We start from the raw sequence: 17,566 nt of genomic DNA, 5'->3' as shown, positions 1-17,566 counted from the left end.
GGTAGATTTTATAAAATTTTAGCGTATAATAAAAACGTGACTAAAATATATTTTTTTACCTTACTACTTAATATACATGTTATAGACCTGTAATATGCATTGTCTTATGCGTTAACCGAGTTATGAGGTTCCGCTTAGGAGGAATTTAACTTATGAGACCGACCCATATAGAAATCGATACGGCCATTATTCGTGAGAATTTGCGCCGCATCAAAGATAGTTTACCGGAATGGAGTACCAGCACAGCGGTAATAAAAGCGAACGGCTATGGCCACGGCAGTGTCATGGTAGGGCGTATTGCCGTGGAAGAAGGCTATGAATCGCTGGCCGTGGCATTCCCGGAGGAAGCCTTGCCACTTCGTGCGGCCGGTATCATGGTGCCTATTTATTTGTTGGGAATTACTTTGCCCCAATCCTTTGATTTAATTGTAGAAGGCAATTCACGGCCGGCTATCTGTGAATCCACCGATTTGGCGGCTTTGGAAGCTTGTGCTGCCCGTCATGATACGATTATTGAATGTTGTATTGCCGTTGATACGGGGATGCATCGCATCGGTATTCATCCGGATCATGCCTTGGATTTTATGCAAAAAGTGGAAGCGTATCCGCATTTACGCGTGGATGGTTTCTTTTCGCATATGGCCAGCGCTGATGCGGCCGATAAAACCAGTGCCTATCAACAAACTGCAATGTTCCGTAATATGGTGGAAATGATTCGCGCTCATCGCTCCGAGCCGTTCCGTTTTTCCTTGGCTAACAGTGCCGGTTTGTTGGCCGTTAAAGACAGTTTATTTACGGATGCTCGGCCGGGGATTATTCAATACGGCATCATGCCGTCTTTGGATGTGCCTAATCGCCTGGGACTACGTCCGGCGCTGAGCCTTTACAGTAAAGTTGTACATGTACAGCATTTGAAGGCCGGCGAACGCATCGGTTATGGCGGTACCTATACGACCGACCGACTTACGACGGTGGCAACGATTCCTGTAGGCTACGCCGATGGTTATCCGCGCAGTTTGTCTAATCGTGGCAGTGTACTCATTCACGGTCGTCGTTGCCCCATTGTAGGGCGCGTTTGTATGGACCAATTGATGGTGGCCATGCCGGAAGGCGTACCGGTTCATCCCGGCGATGAGGTCGTTTTAATCGGCACACAAGGTGACGAAAGTATTACGGTGCTTGAAATTGCGACCTTGGTAGGCACGATTCCGTATGAAGTCTTCTGTGACTTCTCCGAACGAGTACCGCGTATTTATATTTAAAAATAGAATTAAAAGTAGACATAAGCATAAATATAAACATAAAAGCTCCTTGTTTATTGTTAAACTCAATGTAGAGTTCAACAGTAAGCAAGGAGCTTTTGGCTGTTAATTGAGATTCTATTAGTATTGGAAGTTTTTAGTTTCCATAAGTTTGGCAATGACGGTACCGAAGCGTCTTAAAATATATTTTATATTCGTAATATGTTCCGGTGTAGCGTCAAAGACGATGAAACTGATACTGAGGGCGGCTACGATTTGGTTGTTTACGCGCAGCGGCATGGCAATACAGCGGGCGTATTTCGTGATTTCCTCTTCTTCGTAAGTAAATTCATCATTAGCGTCTTTATGGATATCTTGATAGAGTGCATCTACCGTAGGTATGGTATTTTCGGTTAACGGCGGTAATGAATTCGGGAACAGTTGACGTAAGTCCTCCAAGGAGTGGTCGTATAATAAGGCTTTGCCTAAAGCGGTGGCGTAAGCCGGTAAGCGTTTACCGATGGAGGAAATCAGCTGCAATGGTTTCGGACTGTTTACCTTTTGCAGGTACATAATTTCATTGCCTTCCAAGACACCCAGATGGATGGTTTCTTTACACAAGGAAGACATAGTCTCCATTTGATCTTTGATGAGCGTTAAGATATCGCCGTTATGCTGATAGGTATTACCGATTATAAAAGCTTGCTTACCAATAGTATATATTAGCGATTCGTCTTCGCAGAGTAAGAAGTTATTATCTACTAATGTTTTTAAAATAGGGGTGAGCGTACTTTTTGGGCAATCGAGCTGTGTAGCAATTTGCGACAGGGTTAACCCGTTACTGCCGGCCACCGTCTCAAGAATCTTAATAACTCGTAAAGTCGGTTTATGTTGTGTGGGCGAAGGCGTGCAATCGGAGGGCAATGCATCATGCTTAATTAATTTTTTGGAAGGCATATTAAAAACCTCCTTTCTCAAGATTATTTTATTTAAAGGTAATTTATTATGCCAAAAACTTTAACGTATATAATTTGCATATATATTGTATCACGTTTGTTTGTATATGCGTACCATAATATGATTTTCGCAATTTAATGCCCTTGATTATTGCTATTATGACAAATAGTTATTGCGTATATACGAATGTTATTGACTTTTACGTATGATTAAGTATATGATAAGAACATAAATAGTACGTAAATGATATTTGTGTTTGTATATGCGAAACACAAAAGCGATTCTTATGTGCGAACAGGTTGAATTTAGACTGTGGTTAAAAGTATGTATATAAGTACAAGTTTGTGAAAATATACAAAATGCGTGTGAAGAAGTTACTCTTTTTAGAAGCTTGGCAATGGCCGGCTTAAACCTGTAAACAAGTGCATTGTGGAGGTGTAACAGATGAAAGGTATTCATGTAGGCTCAATTGATAACGTAGCAACCGCTATCGAGCCGTTAAAGGTAGGGGATACGGTCCTTGATGTAGTCATTAAAGAACCGATTCCAAAGGGCCATAAGTTCGCTACCGAACGAATCGCCAAAGGAAGCCCCGTAATTAAATATGATTCGCACATCGGCGTTGCCGAAGTAGATATTGAACCGGGCCAATGGGTTCATGTTCATAATATTGAAGGTGAACGCGGGCGCGGTGACCTTGATTCGGAAGTTCGCGACATCGATCAAGATGTAGAACGTAAGACTCATATTGAAAAAGGTAAAGACAGTTATAAATTAACCGGTTATCGTCGCAGCGACGGAAGCTTTGGTTTCCGCAATCACATCTTGGTAATTCCAAGCGTTCACTGTGCTAATAAAGTAGTAGAACGTATTGCCAACGGTGTTATGTACAGCGATGTGGAACGTCGTGACGATACTAAGGTAGTATATGTTAACCATCAACATGGTTGTAGCGAACTCTCCTATGATGCGGATCAGACAAAAGACGTTATCGTAGGGACGGCAGCTAATCCAAACGTATATGGTGTTTTGGTAGTAGGCCTTGGCTGTGAAGTTGTTCAGGCACATACGGTAGCTGAAGAAATTAAAGCTCGCGCACCGTATAAGAAAGTAGAGTTTTTCACAATCCAAGCCACCGGCGGTACGGAAAAGAGTATTCGTCGCGGTACGGAAATTGTTAAAAATATGTTGGCGGAAGCGCTTAAAGAAGAACGCTCCGAAGGGACCTTGGCGGATGTAGTCCTCGGTACGGAATGTGGCGGCAGTGACAGCTTCTCCGGTTTGAGTGCCAATCCGGCGCTCGGCGTAGCCTCCGATATCGTAGTAAGCCACAACGGCGCTGTTATCTTGGCGGAAACGACTGAACTTATCGGGGCTGAACATATTCTGGCCAAACGCGGTATTAATGGCGTTGTAAGCGAACAAATCATGAGTACCATTAAAGGCTATGAACAAGAAGTTATCGACTCCAATGCGGATATTCGCGGTGCTAACCCGAGCCCGGGGAACATTGAAGGCGGCCTCAGCAGTATTGAAGAAAAATCCTTAGGTTGTATTTATAAAGCCGGTAATAGTCCGGTTGTAGCCGTAAAAGATTACGCCAAACCAATTGTCGATAAAGGCTTAACCTTTATGAATACGCCGGGCAATGATATTGAACAATTGAGCGGCATGGTAGCCGGCGGTTGCAATATTGCCGTATTCACAACCGGTCGCGGTACGCCGACAGGCAGCCCGATTACACCGACAATCAAAGTGTCATCCAACACATTCACCTTTAATAATATGAACGATGCTATCGATTTGAATGCAGGTACAGTAGTAGACGGAACTCAAACTATTAAAGAAGTTGGCTATGCAATTGTAGATGAGATTTGTGAAGTTGCCGACGGGAAATTGACCAAGGCAGAAAAAAATGAACAGAATGACTTTTCAATTTGGCGCTTGGCCACTACCGTATAGTACGGTGGGCCTAACGCAGGGCAGATGAGATTGTGTGTGAATCGAGTCGGCTGCGTTTCCAAAGAATATAAACAGTAAGTCCGGTAAGAGGTACGCGACTTAGTTGGTTTATAGGTGTATAGAGTGTTAATTTAAATTGGAGGTATGTATCATGGATTTGCAATTAAAAGACAAGGTTGTATTTGTAACCGGTGGCGGTAAAGGCATCGGCAGTGGTATTTCCCTTTCGTTAGCACGTGAAGGTGCGATTCCTGTTATTCTTTCCCGTTCCCCAATTACGGACGAATTCAAAAAAGACATGGAAGAAATCACGACTAACTATGAATTCATTCAGATTGACTTAAACGATACCGACAAAATTAAAGGTATTGTTGATGATGTAGCAGCTCGTCACGGCGGCATCTACGGTATCGTAAACAACGCCGGCGCCAATGACAACAAAGACCTCGACACTACATCTTGGCAAGAATTTGAAAAGAGTATTCATGGCAATTTAACTCACTATTATGAATTGGTACACGCAGCTGTTAACTACTTACGTGAATCTAAAGGTTCCATCTTGAACATCACATCCAAAACAGCATTAACCGGCCAAGGTAAAACAAGTGCTTATGCAGCCGCTAAAGGTGCTATCTTGGGTCTTACCCGTGAATGGGCAGCCGCTTTATTGGATGACGGCGTACGCAGCAACGCTATCGTAGTCAGCGAATGCTGGACTCCTTTATACGCTAACTGGATTAAAACATTTGATGATCCGGAAGCTCGTAAAAAAGTTATTACCGACAAAATTCCGTTGGAACGTCGTTTCACAACAATCGAAGAAATCGCTGACACAGCAGTTTTCGTATTATCGCCTAAATCCTCGCATACTACCGGTCAATGGGTATTCGTAGATGGCGGCTATGTTCATCTCGATCGTGCGTTGAGCTAATAGGAGGTACTGTACATGAATCAACAAGGTGCCGCAGGTAAACTCGTTACCAGCAGAAACATTAAAATCGCGTTTTGGTTAGTAACTTCTTTATTCTTCCTCTGGGGTTTCAGTTATGGCCTCTTGGACGTTATGAATAAAAACTTCCAAAATCACTTAGGTATTACTAAAGCCGTATCCGGCTTATTGCAAGCAGCGTACTTCGGCGGTTACTTCGTAATCGCAATTCCGGCCTCCATGGTAGCTACTAAATTCGGCTACAAAGGCGGTATCATTATGGGTCTGGCCTTATATGCATTAGGCGCTTTATTTATTATCCCGGCCAGTAACGAACAAAGCTTTAACTTATTCTTATTAGCCTTCTTTATTATCGCCTGCGGTCTCGGCAGCTTGGAAACAAATGCCAACCCGTACATTACCAAATTAGGTAGTGATGAAGATGCGGCGTTCCGTATCAACATGGCACAAAGCTTCAACGGTGTTGGTCAGTTCTTGGGACCTATCGTTGGCGGCGTATTGTTCTTGTCCTTATCCCACGGCAACATTGACCAAAACATGGCCAACGTTCAGATGGTATATGTAGGGATTGCCGTAGTAGTACTTGCTGTATTGGCACTCTTCGTATTCACTCGCATGCCGGAAGGTGCTGAAGTTAGTGAAGCAGCCGGTGATGTTGTCGAAGAAGATACTGATAGCTCTTATGGTAAATTATTCTCCTTCCGTCATTTCCGTTTAGGCGTTATTGCTCAGTTCTTGTATATTGCTGCACAAGTAGGTGCCGGTGCCTTCTTCATTAACTACTCCGTAGAACACTGGCATGGTTTGGCTGACCATGAAGCGGCTTACTTCTTCAGTATCGCCTTGGTAGCCTTCTTACTTGGTCGTATCGTAACAACACCTATCATGAAAAAGGTTAAAAGTAACGTAATTTTGGCTACTTACTCCTTGATCAATGCAGGGATTATGGTTGTGTTACAGTTCGTACATGACTTACCGGCCGTTATCGTTCTTTGGTTATCCTTCTTCTTCATGTCTATCAGTTTCCCAACAATCTTCGCTTTGTCTGTTGTGAAAATTCCTAACAGCTTAGTTAAGAAAGCAGCCAGTTTGTTAATCATGAGTATCGTAGGTGGTGCGTTCATGCCGTTCTTCATGGGTTATGTAGCCGACCACTGGGGTACCGGTGCCAGCTTCTTACTCTTATTACCTTGCTTCTTATATGTAGCTTGGTACGGTTTGAATGGTGTATCTAAAGACTAATACGTACTGACAAGGATTGCCGGCTGAAATGTCGGCAATCCACTTATATGGCTAAAAATTGATTATAAATAAGCTATAAGAATGTCTTACATTAAAGGAGACGGTAACATGTTGGAAATTGTAGATTCCCATTTACATATATGGGACTTGGATGTATTACATTTACCTTGGTTGAATTCCTGTAAAGGGGTAATTCAGCAGAGCTTTTCCATGGATGACCTGGTTAGAGAATACGCCAAAGCGGGCGTAGACTTTAAAGGGGGCATTTATATCGAAGTGGACTGTGACGACGCGATTAAAGAAGATGAATTTATCTTCAAGTTGAACAGTCCTAAGATTTTGGCAAAAATCATGCGTGCCCGTAATTTAAGCGGCCATGTACGTTTGCCGGCCGGTATCGTAGGTGTGCGTGAACCGCTTCACATTGACAGCTCCCCGCGTGGACGTTGTTTGGAACGAAGCTTCATTGAAGGCCTCGAAGTATTGGCTGACAAAGGCTTAATCTTTGAAAGTTGTAACCGTGTTGAAGAATTGATAGATATTTATCAGGCGGCAGCACAAGTTCCGGACTTGAAATTAGTCATCAACCATTGCGGTAACGTAACGGAATTGACGCCGGACTACAAAGAAGCGATGACCAAATTGGCATCCTTGCCGAATGTATACTGCAAAGTATCCGGTTATGCTACGGAAGATAAGGTGTTTGTTAAGAATTTATTAGACTTTATTTCCGGTACTTTTGATCATAGTCGCTTAATTTATGCATCAAACTTCCCGGTTGTGGAATTGTATTCTAACTTTAAGGATCATTTAAACTCCGTACGTGAATACTTCCATGATGATCCTGACATTTTCTCTAAAAATGCCAAAAAATTATATAAATTAAATAAACCGCAAGTATTTGCCAGCGTAATTAAACTTCGCCCTGAAAAAGCGGAATATTACAAGGCATTACATGCCGACCCATTCGCCAGTGTAAATAAAATGATTCGTGAATGCGGTATTACACACTATCAGATTTTCAATCGTGATGATTTGCTGTTTTCAATTATGGTCTATGAAGGCGATGATTTTGAATACGATATGGCAAAAATGGCCAACGATCCGGAAACACAGCGTTGGTGGCGTGAAACCGATCCGTGTCAAACTCGTATCGAAGGCGCTCAGAAAAATGAATGGTGGGCCGACATGGAAATGGTATACGATTTGAATAAGAAGTAGGGGGTAAGGCTTGTGAAAGCAAAATATATATGTCCGATTTTGACATCGATGAATGCGGACGAAACAGTTAACTACGATCAGATGCATGCATTTTACGATCAGTTGATTGAAGCCGGTATTGACGGCGTATTGGCCGGTGGCAGCGCCGGTGAATTCTATGCGTTTTCATATGATGAAATCAAGGAATTTATCTTGGATGCCATTGAATACGGCAAAGGCCGTTGGGAAGTTATCGCCGGTACCGGTCGTATGGTAAAAGCGGAAACTATTCAGCTTTCCAATGAAGTACTTAAAGCCGGTGCTGATGCGGTTATCATCGTAGGTCCATACTACAGCGCTTGTAATGGGGATGATGTATTTGCTTACTTTGATGAAGTGTTGAGTGCCATTGATGGCCCGGTATATATCTATAATTATGGTGATCGTACCGGTTTTGACATCCCGGCTGAAACCTTGTTGGCTCTTCGTGAAAAACACGACAACTTGGTAGGCGTTAAAGACACGCATCCGGTATTGCGTCATACCCAGCGTTACATCCAATTTTTAAAACCAAAATATCCTGATTTTAAAATATATACAGGCTATGATAACAACTGTATTCCATCGGTAATCTCCGGCGGTGATGGCTGTATCGGTGCACAATCCAACGTAGATCCGGAAATGTGTGCTAATGTAATCAAAGCATTAGCTGCTGAAGATTTAAGTGCTTTAAAAGAATTGCAACGTAAGATTGATGCCTACTTTGCCTTCTATGAAGTGCATGTACCATTCAATCCGGTTATGAAATGGGCTCTTAAAGAATTAGGCGCACCTATGCAGGAAAACTGCCGTGTACCTATCAAACCGTTGACAGATGCTCAAAAAGAAAAATTGGCTCCTGTGGCCGACGCTTTATGGCGTAATAAAAAATAAAATCAGTTATGCGACCTTTGTAAGGGTTTCATATAGGTGCCATGACGCTGCATCGGCACGTTGTGGCACCAAATAAAAATGACTCCGGCAGGAATTCCGGGTTCATATACAGAAATGTATAAGCAAGGCAATTTTTTCAAAAGAAAATTCTAATTTCTCTCGATTAGGAGGCAACACAAATGGTTAATCGCATGATTCTTAACGAAACATCCTACTTTGGCTTTGGTGCCATCAATAACATTGTAGGCGAATTAAAAGCCAACAATTTGAAAAAAGTATTGGTTACCACCGGTAAAGATTTGATTAAATTCGGCGTAGCTACTAAAGTTACTGCTTTATTGGATGAAGCCGGTGTAGATTATGAAATTTTTGACGATTTAAAACCAAACCCTACGATTAAGAACGTGCAAGACGGCGTAGAAGCTTGTAAAAAAGCAAATGCTGATTGTATCGTAGCTATCGGCGGCGGCAGTACTATCGACACAAGTAAAGCCATTGCTATCATCATGACAAACCCTGAATTTGCTGATGTTCGCAGCCTTGAAGGTGTTGCTGATACTAAGAACAAATGCTTACCTATTATCGCGGTAACAACTACCTCCGGTACAGCAGCTGAAGTTACTATTAACTACGTAATTACTGACGAAGAAAAACGTCGTAAATTCGTATGTGCCGACCCTCATGATATTCCAATCGTAGCTATCGTTGACCCTGATTTATCCATGGGCATGCCTAAAGGCTTGTGCGCTTCCACCGGTATGGATGCTTTGGTTCATGCCGTTGAAGGTTTCATCACTAAAGGTGCTTGGGAAATGACCGATATGCTTCACTTGAAAGCTATCGAAATCATCGGCCGCTCCCTTCGTGATGCAGTAGCCGGCGACCCTAAAGGCCGCGAAGCTATGGCGCTTGGCCAGTACATTGCCGGTATGGGCTTCTCCAACGTAGGCCTTGGTATCGTTCACTCCATGGCGCATCCTTTGAGCGCTTTGTATGATATTCCACATGGCAAAGCTTGTGCTATGATGCTTACTGCCGTATTGAAATTCAATGCACCGGCAACCGGTGAAAAATACCGCGATCTTGCTAAAGCTATGGGTGTTCAGAATGTTGACAGCATGAGCAAAGAAGAATATCAGAAAGCGGCTATCGACGCTATCCAGAAATTAGCTGACGATGTAGAAATTCCTAAGAGCTTGTTAGAAGCCGGCGTTAAAGAAGAAGACATTCCGTTCTTGGCTGAATCCGCTAAAAACGATGCTTGTACGCCAGGCAACCCACGCGACGTATCTCAAGCTGAAATTGAAGAAATCTATCGTTCCATTTTATAAGAGAAACGTAGTTTCTTAAGATTATATAATTTTTGCTCGGTAATTAGATAATCTAAAATAAAAAAAGTAGTATCTGTGGTTAACCACGGATACTACTTTTTTGTGTTAAGGCATCATTTTTTTTGCGTCAATTTTTGCAGTTGCTCTTGTAATGATATGAGTTCGTTTAAGATATCATTGGGCTTAAGAGCTGCATTTATAGGTTCCTTTTTTACCGGCGTTGTAAGCGGTCTGAATTGGTTTGTGACTATACGGTCAATACTTTGATGCAGTCTGGATAAGAGTATATTTAACTCGCCGGATGATAGGGTGTTAATATTTTTAGATGCTTGCAACTGCTGTATATAATACCCTATGAAGCCTATGAGAAAACGGCTGGCGGATGATATAGAGGGTGTACGGCGACCGGCAATAATGGTAACGTCGTCATGTAAATACGGCTTGAAGTGTTCTGACAGCAAGACATTAGTATCAACAAATTGGTCAACCCCGATTATGTAGTTAGCTTGCTGAAGTAATTTACATACGCTTTCGTAAGGCATCGTTTCGTACGCGATAGGAATAAAACGTTCCGGCGGTATTGAAAGTATTTGCATACAATCTTCTTGAAGTTGTTTGGTGTACGGTAAAAGATTATTGAAAATATAAATTTCTTCATTTTCGGGAATCTTGGCAATTTCAAAGAAAAAAGGCGTTGTAGGTCGTAAATCGAATACAAATAATTGACTCGCCGGTAGTATTGCGTTTAATTTTTCCAACTGCGTACTGGCACATACGTATAGGGTATTGGGAGAAACGGTCTGTATAGAATCTGTTGTGGCCGTTTTTAAGGAAATGTCAGAACCTAAAATGGATTGACACATTATAGCAATTTCCTCAGCGATAAACGGACTACTGCCAACAGCGGTAATTATAGGATTATTCATGAGCTAGACCTCCTTTCTGAAGTAATTCTATGAATGCACTGGCAGCTCTGGAATTATGACGATTCGTCTTATAGGCTAAGGTTGGTTGGCGGTATAGTGGCGGATCTAACGGAATCATGATTAAGTCGGTATCCGTATCACATAAACTGCCGGGGAGAATAGTAATTCCTAAATTTGATGCTACAAAGCGCTTAATAGTTTCAATATGATTCAGCTCAAAATTAATTTGAGGCAATGTGTTAGATTTTTCAAAAGTCTGAATGATTTGCTGGCGATAGAAACAATCGGTAGCTAATAAGATTAAAGAGTCATTTACTAAGTCGGTTAATTGAATTGAGTTATTACGCTGCAATGGATGTTGCCTGGAGCATATGACATATAATTCTTCGCGAGGGAGCGGTAAATATGTTAAGGCATTGTTACTTTGTGATGAAAAAAGAATAGCCACATCGATAGTATCACTTAATAAGTCTTGTTCGAGGAGATTACTGTGGGATTTGGTGAAAACTAATTTAATCTGTGGATATTGCGAGGTGAATTCTTTTAATAACGAAGTTGTGGCACTAACACCGGCTAATGGAGTGAGACCTATTTTTAAAGTACCGCCATTTAACGATTTCAAAGCATCAATTTCGTTTAACGTATTAGAAATACCTTCCATTACCTTTTGGACATGGCGTAAAAAAATTTGTCCTTCACTGGTTAGAGTGATTTGTTTTTGCGTCCGGTCAAACAGCTGAATTTCAAGTTCTTCTTCCAAGCTTCGAATGGCACTGGTTACAGCCGGTTGTGACACATAAAGGCGTTCGGCCGCTCTGGTGAAACTGTGAGTCTCGTTGACCATAAGAAAGTACTCAAGCTGGCGAATTTCCAATGAAACATCTCCTTTCTGTTTACACATACTCTGTCAGATTAACTTAGCTGTATTGTAGCATTTTTTAGAAAGTTAGGGGATAAGAAAAAGCTATGGTAAGATAAGTGAATTTTATTCCGCAAGGCAAAAATTAATCGTCTATGGCATCTTTAGCTGTTGCAAAGCCATAATTATGTGGGATGTATAGCTGTAAATGAGTTTGGATAAACGGCGCTTATTGTTGGATAATCCTTAACTATTTCACAAGGCTTGGGAATGCATGGTACGCTATGGTCATCAAAAGATACAGGTGAATAAAGCGTATCGTTTGTATAGGTATTATTAGGCATATAAAGATAAAACAAGCGTTACTATTCGAAAGGAGTTTTTATTATGGCCTCTTCAGCAATTGACAGTTTGATTCATGGTGCATTATTCAGTACAGATGAAATGCGTGAAATTTTCAGCGATCGTTCTTGGGCTCAAAAATGGTTGGACACGGAAGCAGCCTTGGCAAAAGCACAAGGTGAATTAGGGGTGATTCCTAAAGACAAAGCGGACGTAATTAATGAATATGCAAAAGCAGATTTATTGGATATTCCTTCCATAGGTGAATTTTATAAAAGTTCAATCACCATCGTACCTTTGTTAAAAGCTTTTAAGGCTGTTTTACCGGACAATGCCGGTGAATTCGTTCATTGGGGCGCAACCAGTCAAGATATTGTAGATACCGGTTTAGTATTATTGCAACGTGATGCATATGATGTAATTTTACGCGATTTGAAACTTTGTCAAAAACATTTGTTGAAAATCGTGCGTGAACATCGAGATACCATTATGTGTGGCCGTACTCATGTTATTCATGCCTTGCCGATTACATTGGGCTATAAAGTAGGTGTTTGGGTTGATGAATTAGGCCGTAACATTGAACGTTTAGAAGAGATTAAAAGTCGCGTGTTTGTCGGTGAAATGGCCGGTGCGGTTGGTACGTTAGCATCGCAACCTGAAAAAGGCTTAGAAGTGCAAGCTCGCATGATGGAAATTTTGGGCTTAGAAGTGCCTACTATTGCATGGCACGTGGCTCGTGACAGCCAAGCTGAATTTGTTAGTGTATTAGCGTTAATCGCCGGCACGTTGGGCCGCATTAATCATGAAATCTTATCTTTACAGCGCACCGAAATTTTGGAATTGGAAGAACCGTTCTTTATGGGTAAAGTAGGTTCTTCAACTATGCCGCATAAACGCAATCCGCAAGTTTTAGAAAATGTATTGGCCCTTTGCCGTAACGTTCGCAGTATTGCACCATCCATCGTAGAAAGCATGGTTAGTGAAAACGAACGTGATTGGGGTTGTTTCTTGTCCGAATGGGAAGCCATTCCTCGTGCTTGTCACCTTATGGCGGCTGCTTTGGAAAAATCAAAAGATATCTTTGAACATATGATTATTTATCCTAAACATATGGAAAAGAATTTGTACTTGTTGCGCGGCTTGATGATGAGCGAATGCATTATGATGCATTTGGCACCACGTTTGGGTCGTATGACGGCGCATGAAATCGTATATCGCACTTGCATGAAAGCGTATGAAGAAGAAGTTCAGATGTTTGATGCGTTAAAAGCTGAACCGGAAGTGGCTAAAGCATTTACTGATGATGAAATTAAATATATGTTAGATCCTCATAATTATATCGGCTTAGCTCCGCAATTTGTCGATCGTGTATTGGCTAAATACGATAAATAAATCATATTGAATTCGTTGGCAGAAAGGAGTTAGTATGAGTGCTAAACAGATTCGTAATTTAATTATAACGGTAGCCATTGGTATAGTTATATGGTTTTTACCGGTGCCGGAGGGAATTACTGCTCAGGCTTGGCATTTATTCGCTGTATTTGTGAGTACCATTATAGGCTTCATTTTAGCTCCTTTGCCAATTGGGGCCGTAGCCTTTTTGGGAATAACAACAGCAGCTTTGACCGGAGTTATTACTACAGCTACGGCCATTGCGGGGTTCGGAAACAGTACGATTTGGCTTATAATTTGTGCCTTCTTATTGGCCCGCGGTTTTATTAAATCCGGTTTGGGAAGACGTATCGCATTCCTTATTATTAAAGCAATCGGTAAATCTTCCTTGTCGTTGGGATATGCAATTACATTAAGTGACTTTATTATTTCCCCAGCAACGCCGTCCAGTACGGCTCGTGCGGGTGGGATTATTTACCCGATTATTCGAAGCTTGTCATCAGCACTCGGCTCCGAACCGGGGCCTACAGCACGTAAGTTCGGTGCCTATATTATGCAAATAGAATATCAGGCTAATGCCATTACTTGTGCCATGTTTATGACCGCTATGGCGGGGAATCCGTTAATTGTAGAATTGGCTGAAAAAACAATCGGCGTACAGATTACATGGGGTAACTGGGCTCTGGCTGCCATCGTACCGGGGCTCTTGGCATTACTTATTATGCCGTATTTACTATACAAATTATTCCCGCCTGAAATTAAGGAAATGCCGCATGCAAAAGCTATGGCAATTGAAGAGTTAAAACAGATGGGGCCTATGTCATCCATGGAAATTAAAATTGCCATTGTATTTGTCGGTGCTTTGCTTTTATGGGCTACTTCGGAACTAACTCATTTGAATGCTACTTTAGTAGCCATGCTGGCAGTTAGTGTCTTGATTTTGCTCGGTGTATTGACGTGGGATGATGTATTGGCTGAAAAAGGCGCATGGAACACGATGTTTTGGATGGGTTCTTTGATTACTTTGGCCGGAGCTTTGGCAAAATCAGGGTTCGTCAAGGCTGTGTCTACTATGGCAGGCACGGCTATATCCTCGGCAGGACTATCCTGGTTAAGTGCCTTTGCTTTATTGGCAATTATATATGTATATTCGCATTATGGCTTTGCCAGTGTTTCTGCACATATTGGTGCTATGTATGCAGCGTTCTTGGCGGTAGCCGTGGCCGTGGGAACACCACCATTATTGGCAGCCTTGTCGTTGGCAGGTTTGTCCAATTTGATGATTCCGTTGACTCATTATGGTGGCGGAGCAGCACCAATTCTCTATGGGGCTGATTATGTATCACAAGGCAAATGGTGGCAATTAGGCTTTATTATTACAACCGTAAACGTAATTATTTGGCTTGGGGGCGGTGCCATTTGGTGGAAAGCTATTGGTTTATGGTAGTATAGCGATAAAGTGAAGGGTCATTAATTACATGGTATATGATTCAGCAAAATAATTTAATAATATAAAATGAAGATACCGCAATCCTTAATTGTATAAATGTAATGATTGCGGTATCTTTGCGTTTATAATAGGTTATTAATAAAATTTATCTCTGAGTTTTTCTTTTATAATTTTACATAAATTGTTTAAACGAATATAATTAGCCTCTGTAGTACGTACAATTTCATGTCAATGTTTTTTCAAGGAGATGCTATAAGGTATGGAGGCTCACAAAGAGAGACTGTGGACATTGCCGTTTGTGCTGGACACAGTGATTAATTTATTGGTATTTTTGATTTATTATTTATTAATCGTAATTATTGCGGTAGTGGCAAAAGATACATTGCATGCCACTTCAAGTCAAGCTGGTTTGGCTGTAGGGATTTACATTATCGGTACGGTAGTGGCTCGTGTATTTGCGGGGCGTTTCGTCAGCACCTTGGGGAGTCGTAAAGTATTGTATGTCGGCTTAGGGATTTATTTGGTGTCGACGGCGTTATATTTTTATATTCCAAACTTGATTGTGCTTGATACGATTCGCTTTATTAACGGCTTTGCTTACGGGATTACTTCAACCGCAACCAGCACTATCGTAGCCAGCGTTATTCCTAAAGCACGTCGCGGTGAAGGCATTAACTATTACGGTTTGAGCACCAGTTTGGCAGCTGCCATTGGTCCGTTCTTGGGGATTTTCCTTTTGTCCCTCACCGGCTTCCGCACTATCGTTGCTATTTGCGTAGCCCTTGTTATCCTCTGTGTTATCGGTGCGGTGATGATGAAATATGAAGAACCTCAGTTTAGCGAAGCTATTAAAAAAGAAGAATCGGGACGACGCATTTCCGATTATTTGGAGCCGCGCGTTAATTCCATCACGTTGATTTCGATTTTAGTGGGCTTTGCCTACTCCGGGATTTTAGGCTTTATGGCATCTTATACCCGTGAGATTGATATGGTGCAAGCCGGCACCTGGTTCTTCGTTGTGTATGCAGTGGTAATTACCCTCACACGACCATCCTTGGGACTCATCTTTGACCGCAAAGGTGAAAACTATGTCTTATATCCTTGCTTTATTTCATTGGCTATCGGTATTTTATTGTTAGCTTTTGCCGATGCGTCATGGATGATTTTATTATCCGCCGTTTTTGTAGGTCTCGGATATGGCACGTACATGTCCAACGGACAGGCCGTGGTGGTAAAAATGGTGCCGTTCCATCGCATCGGGATTGCCACGTCCACCTACTTTATCGCCCTTGATATCGGCCTCGGTTTCGGTCCTTATATATTAGGCGGTGTTAAGGAAATCGTGGGCTTCACCAATATGTTCTTGTTGACTGTAGCAGTAGCTCTTGTTGCCTTTGTATGTTACCACTTCTTATATGGTCGCCTATTGGGTACTGAAAATGATCCGTCCTTAAAGGCACAAAAAGAAGAATTGGAAATTCGCAATCAGGATGGCAGTTTTACTCTGGAAACCGGCAAAATCTCATTAAACTAATAGGGTTTTAAGCCTTAGAATTTAGCTTGTTTTTATTTTTCAGATGATATACACTAGGATAAAAGAGAAGTTAATGTGTATTGAGCGTGAACAAATTCTATTGAATTTATAGCGCGAATAGTATGCATTGTGAAAACGATTTGTTGCACGGTTGTGTAGGCAAATCGTTTTTATAATAAATAGTTTTAATTCGAGTGTGTGTTATATATGGATTGAGGAGATTGGAAATGTCCGTAAAGCAAGTTGAGCTAATGATGCTGTTTGTTACGTTTTCATGGAGTTCATCCTATTTGATGATGAAAATCGCGCTGACCGGTGTGGATCCTTTTACGCTGATGTTTTTGCGGTTTATCATTGCCTTTGTATGCGTGTTGCCGTTACTTTTGAAAACCAGAAAGTTTTGTACTAAGCGTACGTTAATAAAAGGGATAGTGCTGGGGTTTTTGGTATATAGTTCTTTAATAGGTACCATTGTGGGCTTAAAACATACGACCGCTTCAACGGCGGCTTTCTTAGGAACTACAGCGGTTGTTTTAGTACCGATTCTGGAAGGCCTTTGGCAGCGGAAGATGCCGCCTATGCTGACTATTTTGAGTACCGCTTTAGCCTTTGTAGGCTTAGTACTTTTTACGGTTAAAGACGGGTTATCCCTTGATATTGGGGCCTTGTTCTGTTTATGGGGCGCCTTCGGCTATGCTGTTTATATTTTGGTAGTAGGTCGCATGGCGAATGAAAACGATATGTTCCCGGCCAGCTTAATACAGTTTGGCGCTATCGCGTTTTTTAGCGGTATTAGTGCCTATATCTTTGAAACACCTCATTTACCGCAGACCGGTTTGCAATGGGGTGCCATTTTGGGCTTAGCCGTTATATGCAGTGCTTTTTGCTTTGTTATGCAAAGTATCGTGCAGCGGTATTTGTCCGCATCGCGCGCCGCGTTGATTTTCTCCATGGAACCGGTTTTTGCGGCCATATTGGCATACTTTATTCTTGATGAAGTCATGTCCGGTCAAGGCCTGTTAGGGGCTTTGCTCATCATGATTGCTAATGTTTTGAAAAATATCGTGTATCGTATAAGATATGTAAATGCGAAACGTAAGCGTAAAGTATGGAATAGAAAATGAATGGCGTAAAATATAAAACCCAGATTCTCGTTATGATCTGCACCCATTTTCTTGGACAGAAGTAATTAAGCAACTTTTTGGGAATGGGTCCGGTATTCTACCGGACTCATTCCTTTTAATTGTA

General features: G+C 41.8%; 14 protein-coding genes. 11 read left to right on the top strand and 3 right to left on the bottom strand.

The genetic code is table 11. The annotated features are described in order from the left end of the window. The first annotated feature begins 152 nt into the window (after positions 1 to 152). On the top strand, positions 153 to 1,262 hold the full coding sequence (gene alr / locus E7204_RS03155; protein ID WP_295181471.1) for an alanine racemase: 1,110 nt from the start codon (positions 153 to 155) through the stop codon (positions 1,260 to 1,262). 120 nt (positions 1,263 to 1,382) lie between these two features. Here alr and E7204_RS03150 read toward each other — a convergent pair whose 3' ends face one another. Next, positions 1,383 to 2,198 carry an IclR family transcriptional regulator gene (locus tag E7204_RS03150; protein WP_021841213.1) on the bottom strand — a complete coding sequence of 272 codons (816 nt, stop codon included), beginning with the start codon at positions 2,196 to 2,198 and terminating at the stop codon, positions 1,383 to 1,385. Positions 2,199 to 2,642: 444 nt separating this feature from the next. Between E7204_RS03150 and E7204_RS03145 the strand changes: the two genes are divergently transcribed. The 6 genes from E7204_RS03145 to fucO all read left to right on the top strand — a co-directional run bounded on the left by E7204_RS03145 (position 2,643) and on the right by fucO (position 9,815). Next, positions 2,643 to 4,160: an altronate dehydratase family protein gene (locus E7204_RS03145; protein WP_295181466.1), complete on the top strand. Its 1,518-nt coding sequence runs from the start codon at positions 2,643 to 2,645 to the stop codon at positions 4,158 to 4,160. Between the two features lie 151 nt (positions 4,161 to 4,311). Beyond that, the gene (locus E7204_RS03140) at positions 4,312 to 5,091 is read left to right on the top strand and encodes an SDR family oxidoreductase (protein ID WP_295181464.1); all 780 of its coding nucleotides are present in this window, start codon (positions 4,312 to 4,314) and stop codon (positions 5,089 to 5,091) included. A 15-nt stretch (positions 5,092 to 5,106) separates the two neighbouring features. Further along, positions 5,107 to 6,351: an L-fucose:H+ symporter permease gene (gene fucP / locus E7204_RS03135; protein WP_295181462.1), complete on the top strand. Its 1,245-nt coding sequence runs from the start codon at positions 5,107 to 5,109 to the stop codon at positions 6,349 to 6,351. A 108-nt stretch (positions 6,352 to 6,459) separates the two neighbouring features. After that, positions 6,460 to 7,572, top strand: a complete 1,113-nt coding sequence (locus tag E7204_RS03130) for an L-rhamnose mutarotase (RefSeq protein ID WP_021841217.1) — start codon at positions 6,460 to 6,462, stop codon at positions 7,570 to 7,572. Between the two features lie 12 nt (positions 7,573 to 7,584). After that, entirely contained in the window at positions 7,585 to 8,484 is a 900-nt protein-coding gene (locus E7204_RS03125) for a dihydrodipicolinate synthase family protein (protein WP_295181459.1), read from the top strand. A 179-nt stretch (positions 8,485 to 8,663) separates the two neighbouring features. Further along, positions 8,664 to 9,815, top strand: a complete 1,152-nt coding sequence (gene fucO / locus E7204_RS03120) for a lactaldehyde reductase (RefSeq protein WP_295181457.1) — start codon at positions 8,664 to 8,666, stop codon at positions 9,813 to 9,815. 113 nt (positions 9,816 to 9,928) lie between these two features. Here fucO and E7204_RS03115 read toward each other — a convergent pair whose 3' ends face one another. Then, complete coding sequence (locus tag E7204_RS03115; protein WP_295181455.1) at positions 9,929 to 10,741, bottom strand: hypothetical protein; 813 nt, start codon at positions 10,739 to 10,741, stop codon at positions 9,929 to 9,931. Continuing rightward, positions 10,734 to 11,642 (bottom strand): LysR family transcriptional regulator, encoded by a 909-nt coding sequence (locus E7204_RS03110; RefSeq protein WP_295181453.1) that lies wholly within the window; start codon positions 11,640 to 11,642, stop codon positions 10,734 to 10,736. Before E7204_RS03110 ends, E7204_RS03115 begins: the two co-directional genes overlap by 8 nt. A 345-nt stretch (positions 11,643 to 11,987) precedes the next feature. Here E7204_RS03110 and purB point away from each other — a divergent pair, with 345 nt between their 5' ends. The 4 genes from purB to E7204_RS03090 all read left to right on the top strand — a co-directional run bounded on the left by purB (position 11,988) and on the right by E7204_RS03090 (position 17,442). Then, positions 11,988 to 13,334, top strand: a complete 1,347-nt coding sequence (purB, locus tag E7204_RS03105) for an adenylosuccinate lyase (protein WP_295181451.1) — start codon at positions 11,988 to 11,990, stop codon at positions 13,332 to 13,334. A 34-nt stretch (positions 13,335 to 13,368) separates the two neighbouring features. Further along, the gene (locus tag E7204_RS03100; protein WP_295181449.1) at positions 13,369 to 14,781 is read left to right on the top strand and encodes an anion permease; all 1,413 of its coding nucleotides are present in this window, start codon (positions 13,369 to 13,371) and stop codon (positions 14,779 to 14,781) included. Positions 14,782 to 15,043: 262 nt separating this feature from the next. Continuing rightward, positions 15,044 to 16,318, top strand: a complete 1,275-nt coding sequence (locus E7204_RS03095) for an MFS transporter (RefSeq protein ID WP_295181447.1) — start codon at positions 15,044 to 15,046, stop codon at positions 16,316 to 16,318. Positions 16,319 to 16,545: 227 nt separating this feature from the next. Beyond that, a complete protein-coding gene (locus E7204_RS03090) occupies positions 16,546 to 17,442 on the top strand; it encodes a DMT family transporter (RefSeq protein WP_295181445.1) in 897 nt (298 codons plus the stop codon). Positions 17,443 to 17,566: the final 124 nt, after the last annotated feature.

Origin of the sequence: Veillonella sp., assembly GCF_015058545.1 — a bacterium.
Lineage (GTDB): Bacteria > Bacillota > Negativicutes > Veillonellales > Veillonellaceae > Veillonella_A.
The sequence above is the reverse complement of the archived record's forward strand: the minus strand, read 5'-3'. Positions and strand labels throughout refer to the sequence as shown.

Bases quoted from the DNA above. Each gene is read 5' to 3' on its own strand.
- alr (WP_295181471.1), top strand. From the start codon at position 153: ATGAGACCGACCCATATAGAAATCGATACGGCCATTATTCGTGAGAAT.
- E7204_RS03150 (WP_021841213.1), bottom strand. From the start codon at position 2,198: ATGCCTTCCAAAAAATTAATTAAGCATGATGCATTGCCCTCCGATTGC.
- E7204_RS03145 (WP_295181466.1), top strand. From the start codon at position 2,643: ATGAAAGGTATTCATGTAGGCTCAATTGATAACGTAGCAACCGCTATC.
- E7204_RS03140 (WP_295181464.1), top strand. From the start codon at position 4,312: ATGGATTTGCAATTAAAAGACAAGGTTGTATTTGTAACCGGTGGCGGT.
- fucP (WP_295181462.1), top strand. From the start codon at position 5,107: ATGAATCAACAAGGTGCCGCAGGTAAACTCGTTACCAGCAGAAACATT.
- E7204_RS03130 (WP_021841217.1), top strand. From the start codon at position 6,460: ATGTTGGAAATTGTAGATTCCCATTTACATATATGGGACTTGGATGTA.
- fucO (WP_295181457.1), top strand. From the start codon at position 8,664: ATGGTTAATCGCATGATTCTTAACGAAACATCCTACTTTGGCTTTGGT.
- E7204_RS03115 (WP_295181455.1), bottom strand. From the start codon at position 10,741: ATGAATAATCCTATAATTACCGCTGTTGGCAGTAGTCCGTTTATCGCT.
- E7204_RS03110 (WP_295181453.1), bottom strand. From the start codon at position 11,642: ATGTGTAAACAGAAAGGAGATGTTTCATTGGAAATTCGCCAGCTTGAG.
- purB (WP_295181451.1), top strand. From the start codon at position 11,988: ATGGCCTCTTCAGCAATTGACAGTTTGATTCATGGTGCATTATTCAGT.
- E7204_RS03100 (WP_295181449.1), top strand. From the start codon at position 13,369: ATGAGTGCTAAACAGATTCGTAATTTAATTATAACGGTAGCCATTGGT.
- E7204_RS03095 (WP_295181447.1), top strand. From the start codon at position 15,044: ATGGAGGCTCACAAAGAGAGACTGTGGACATTGCCGTTTGTGCTGGAC.
- E7204_RS03090 (WP_295181445.1), top strand. From the start codon at position 16,546: ATGTCCGTAAAGCAAGTTGAGCTAATGATGCTGTTTGTTACGTTTTCA.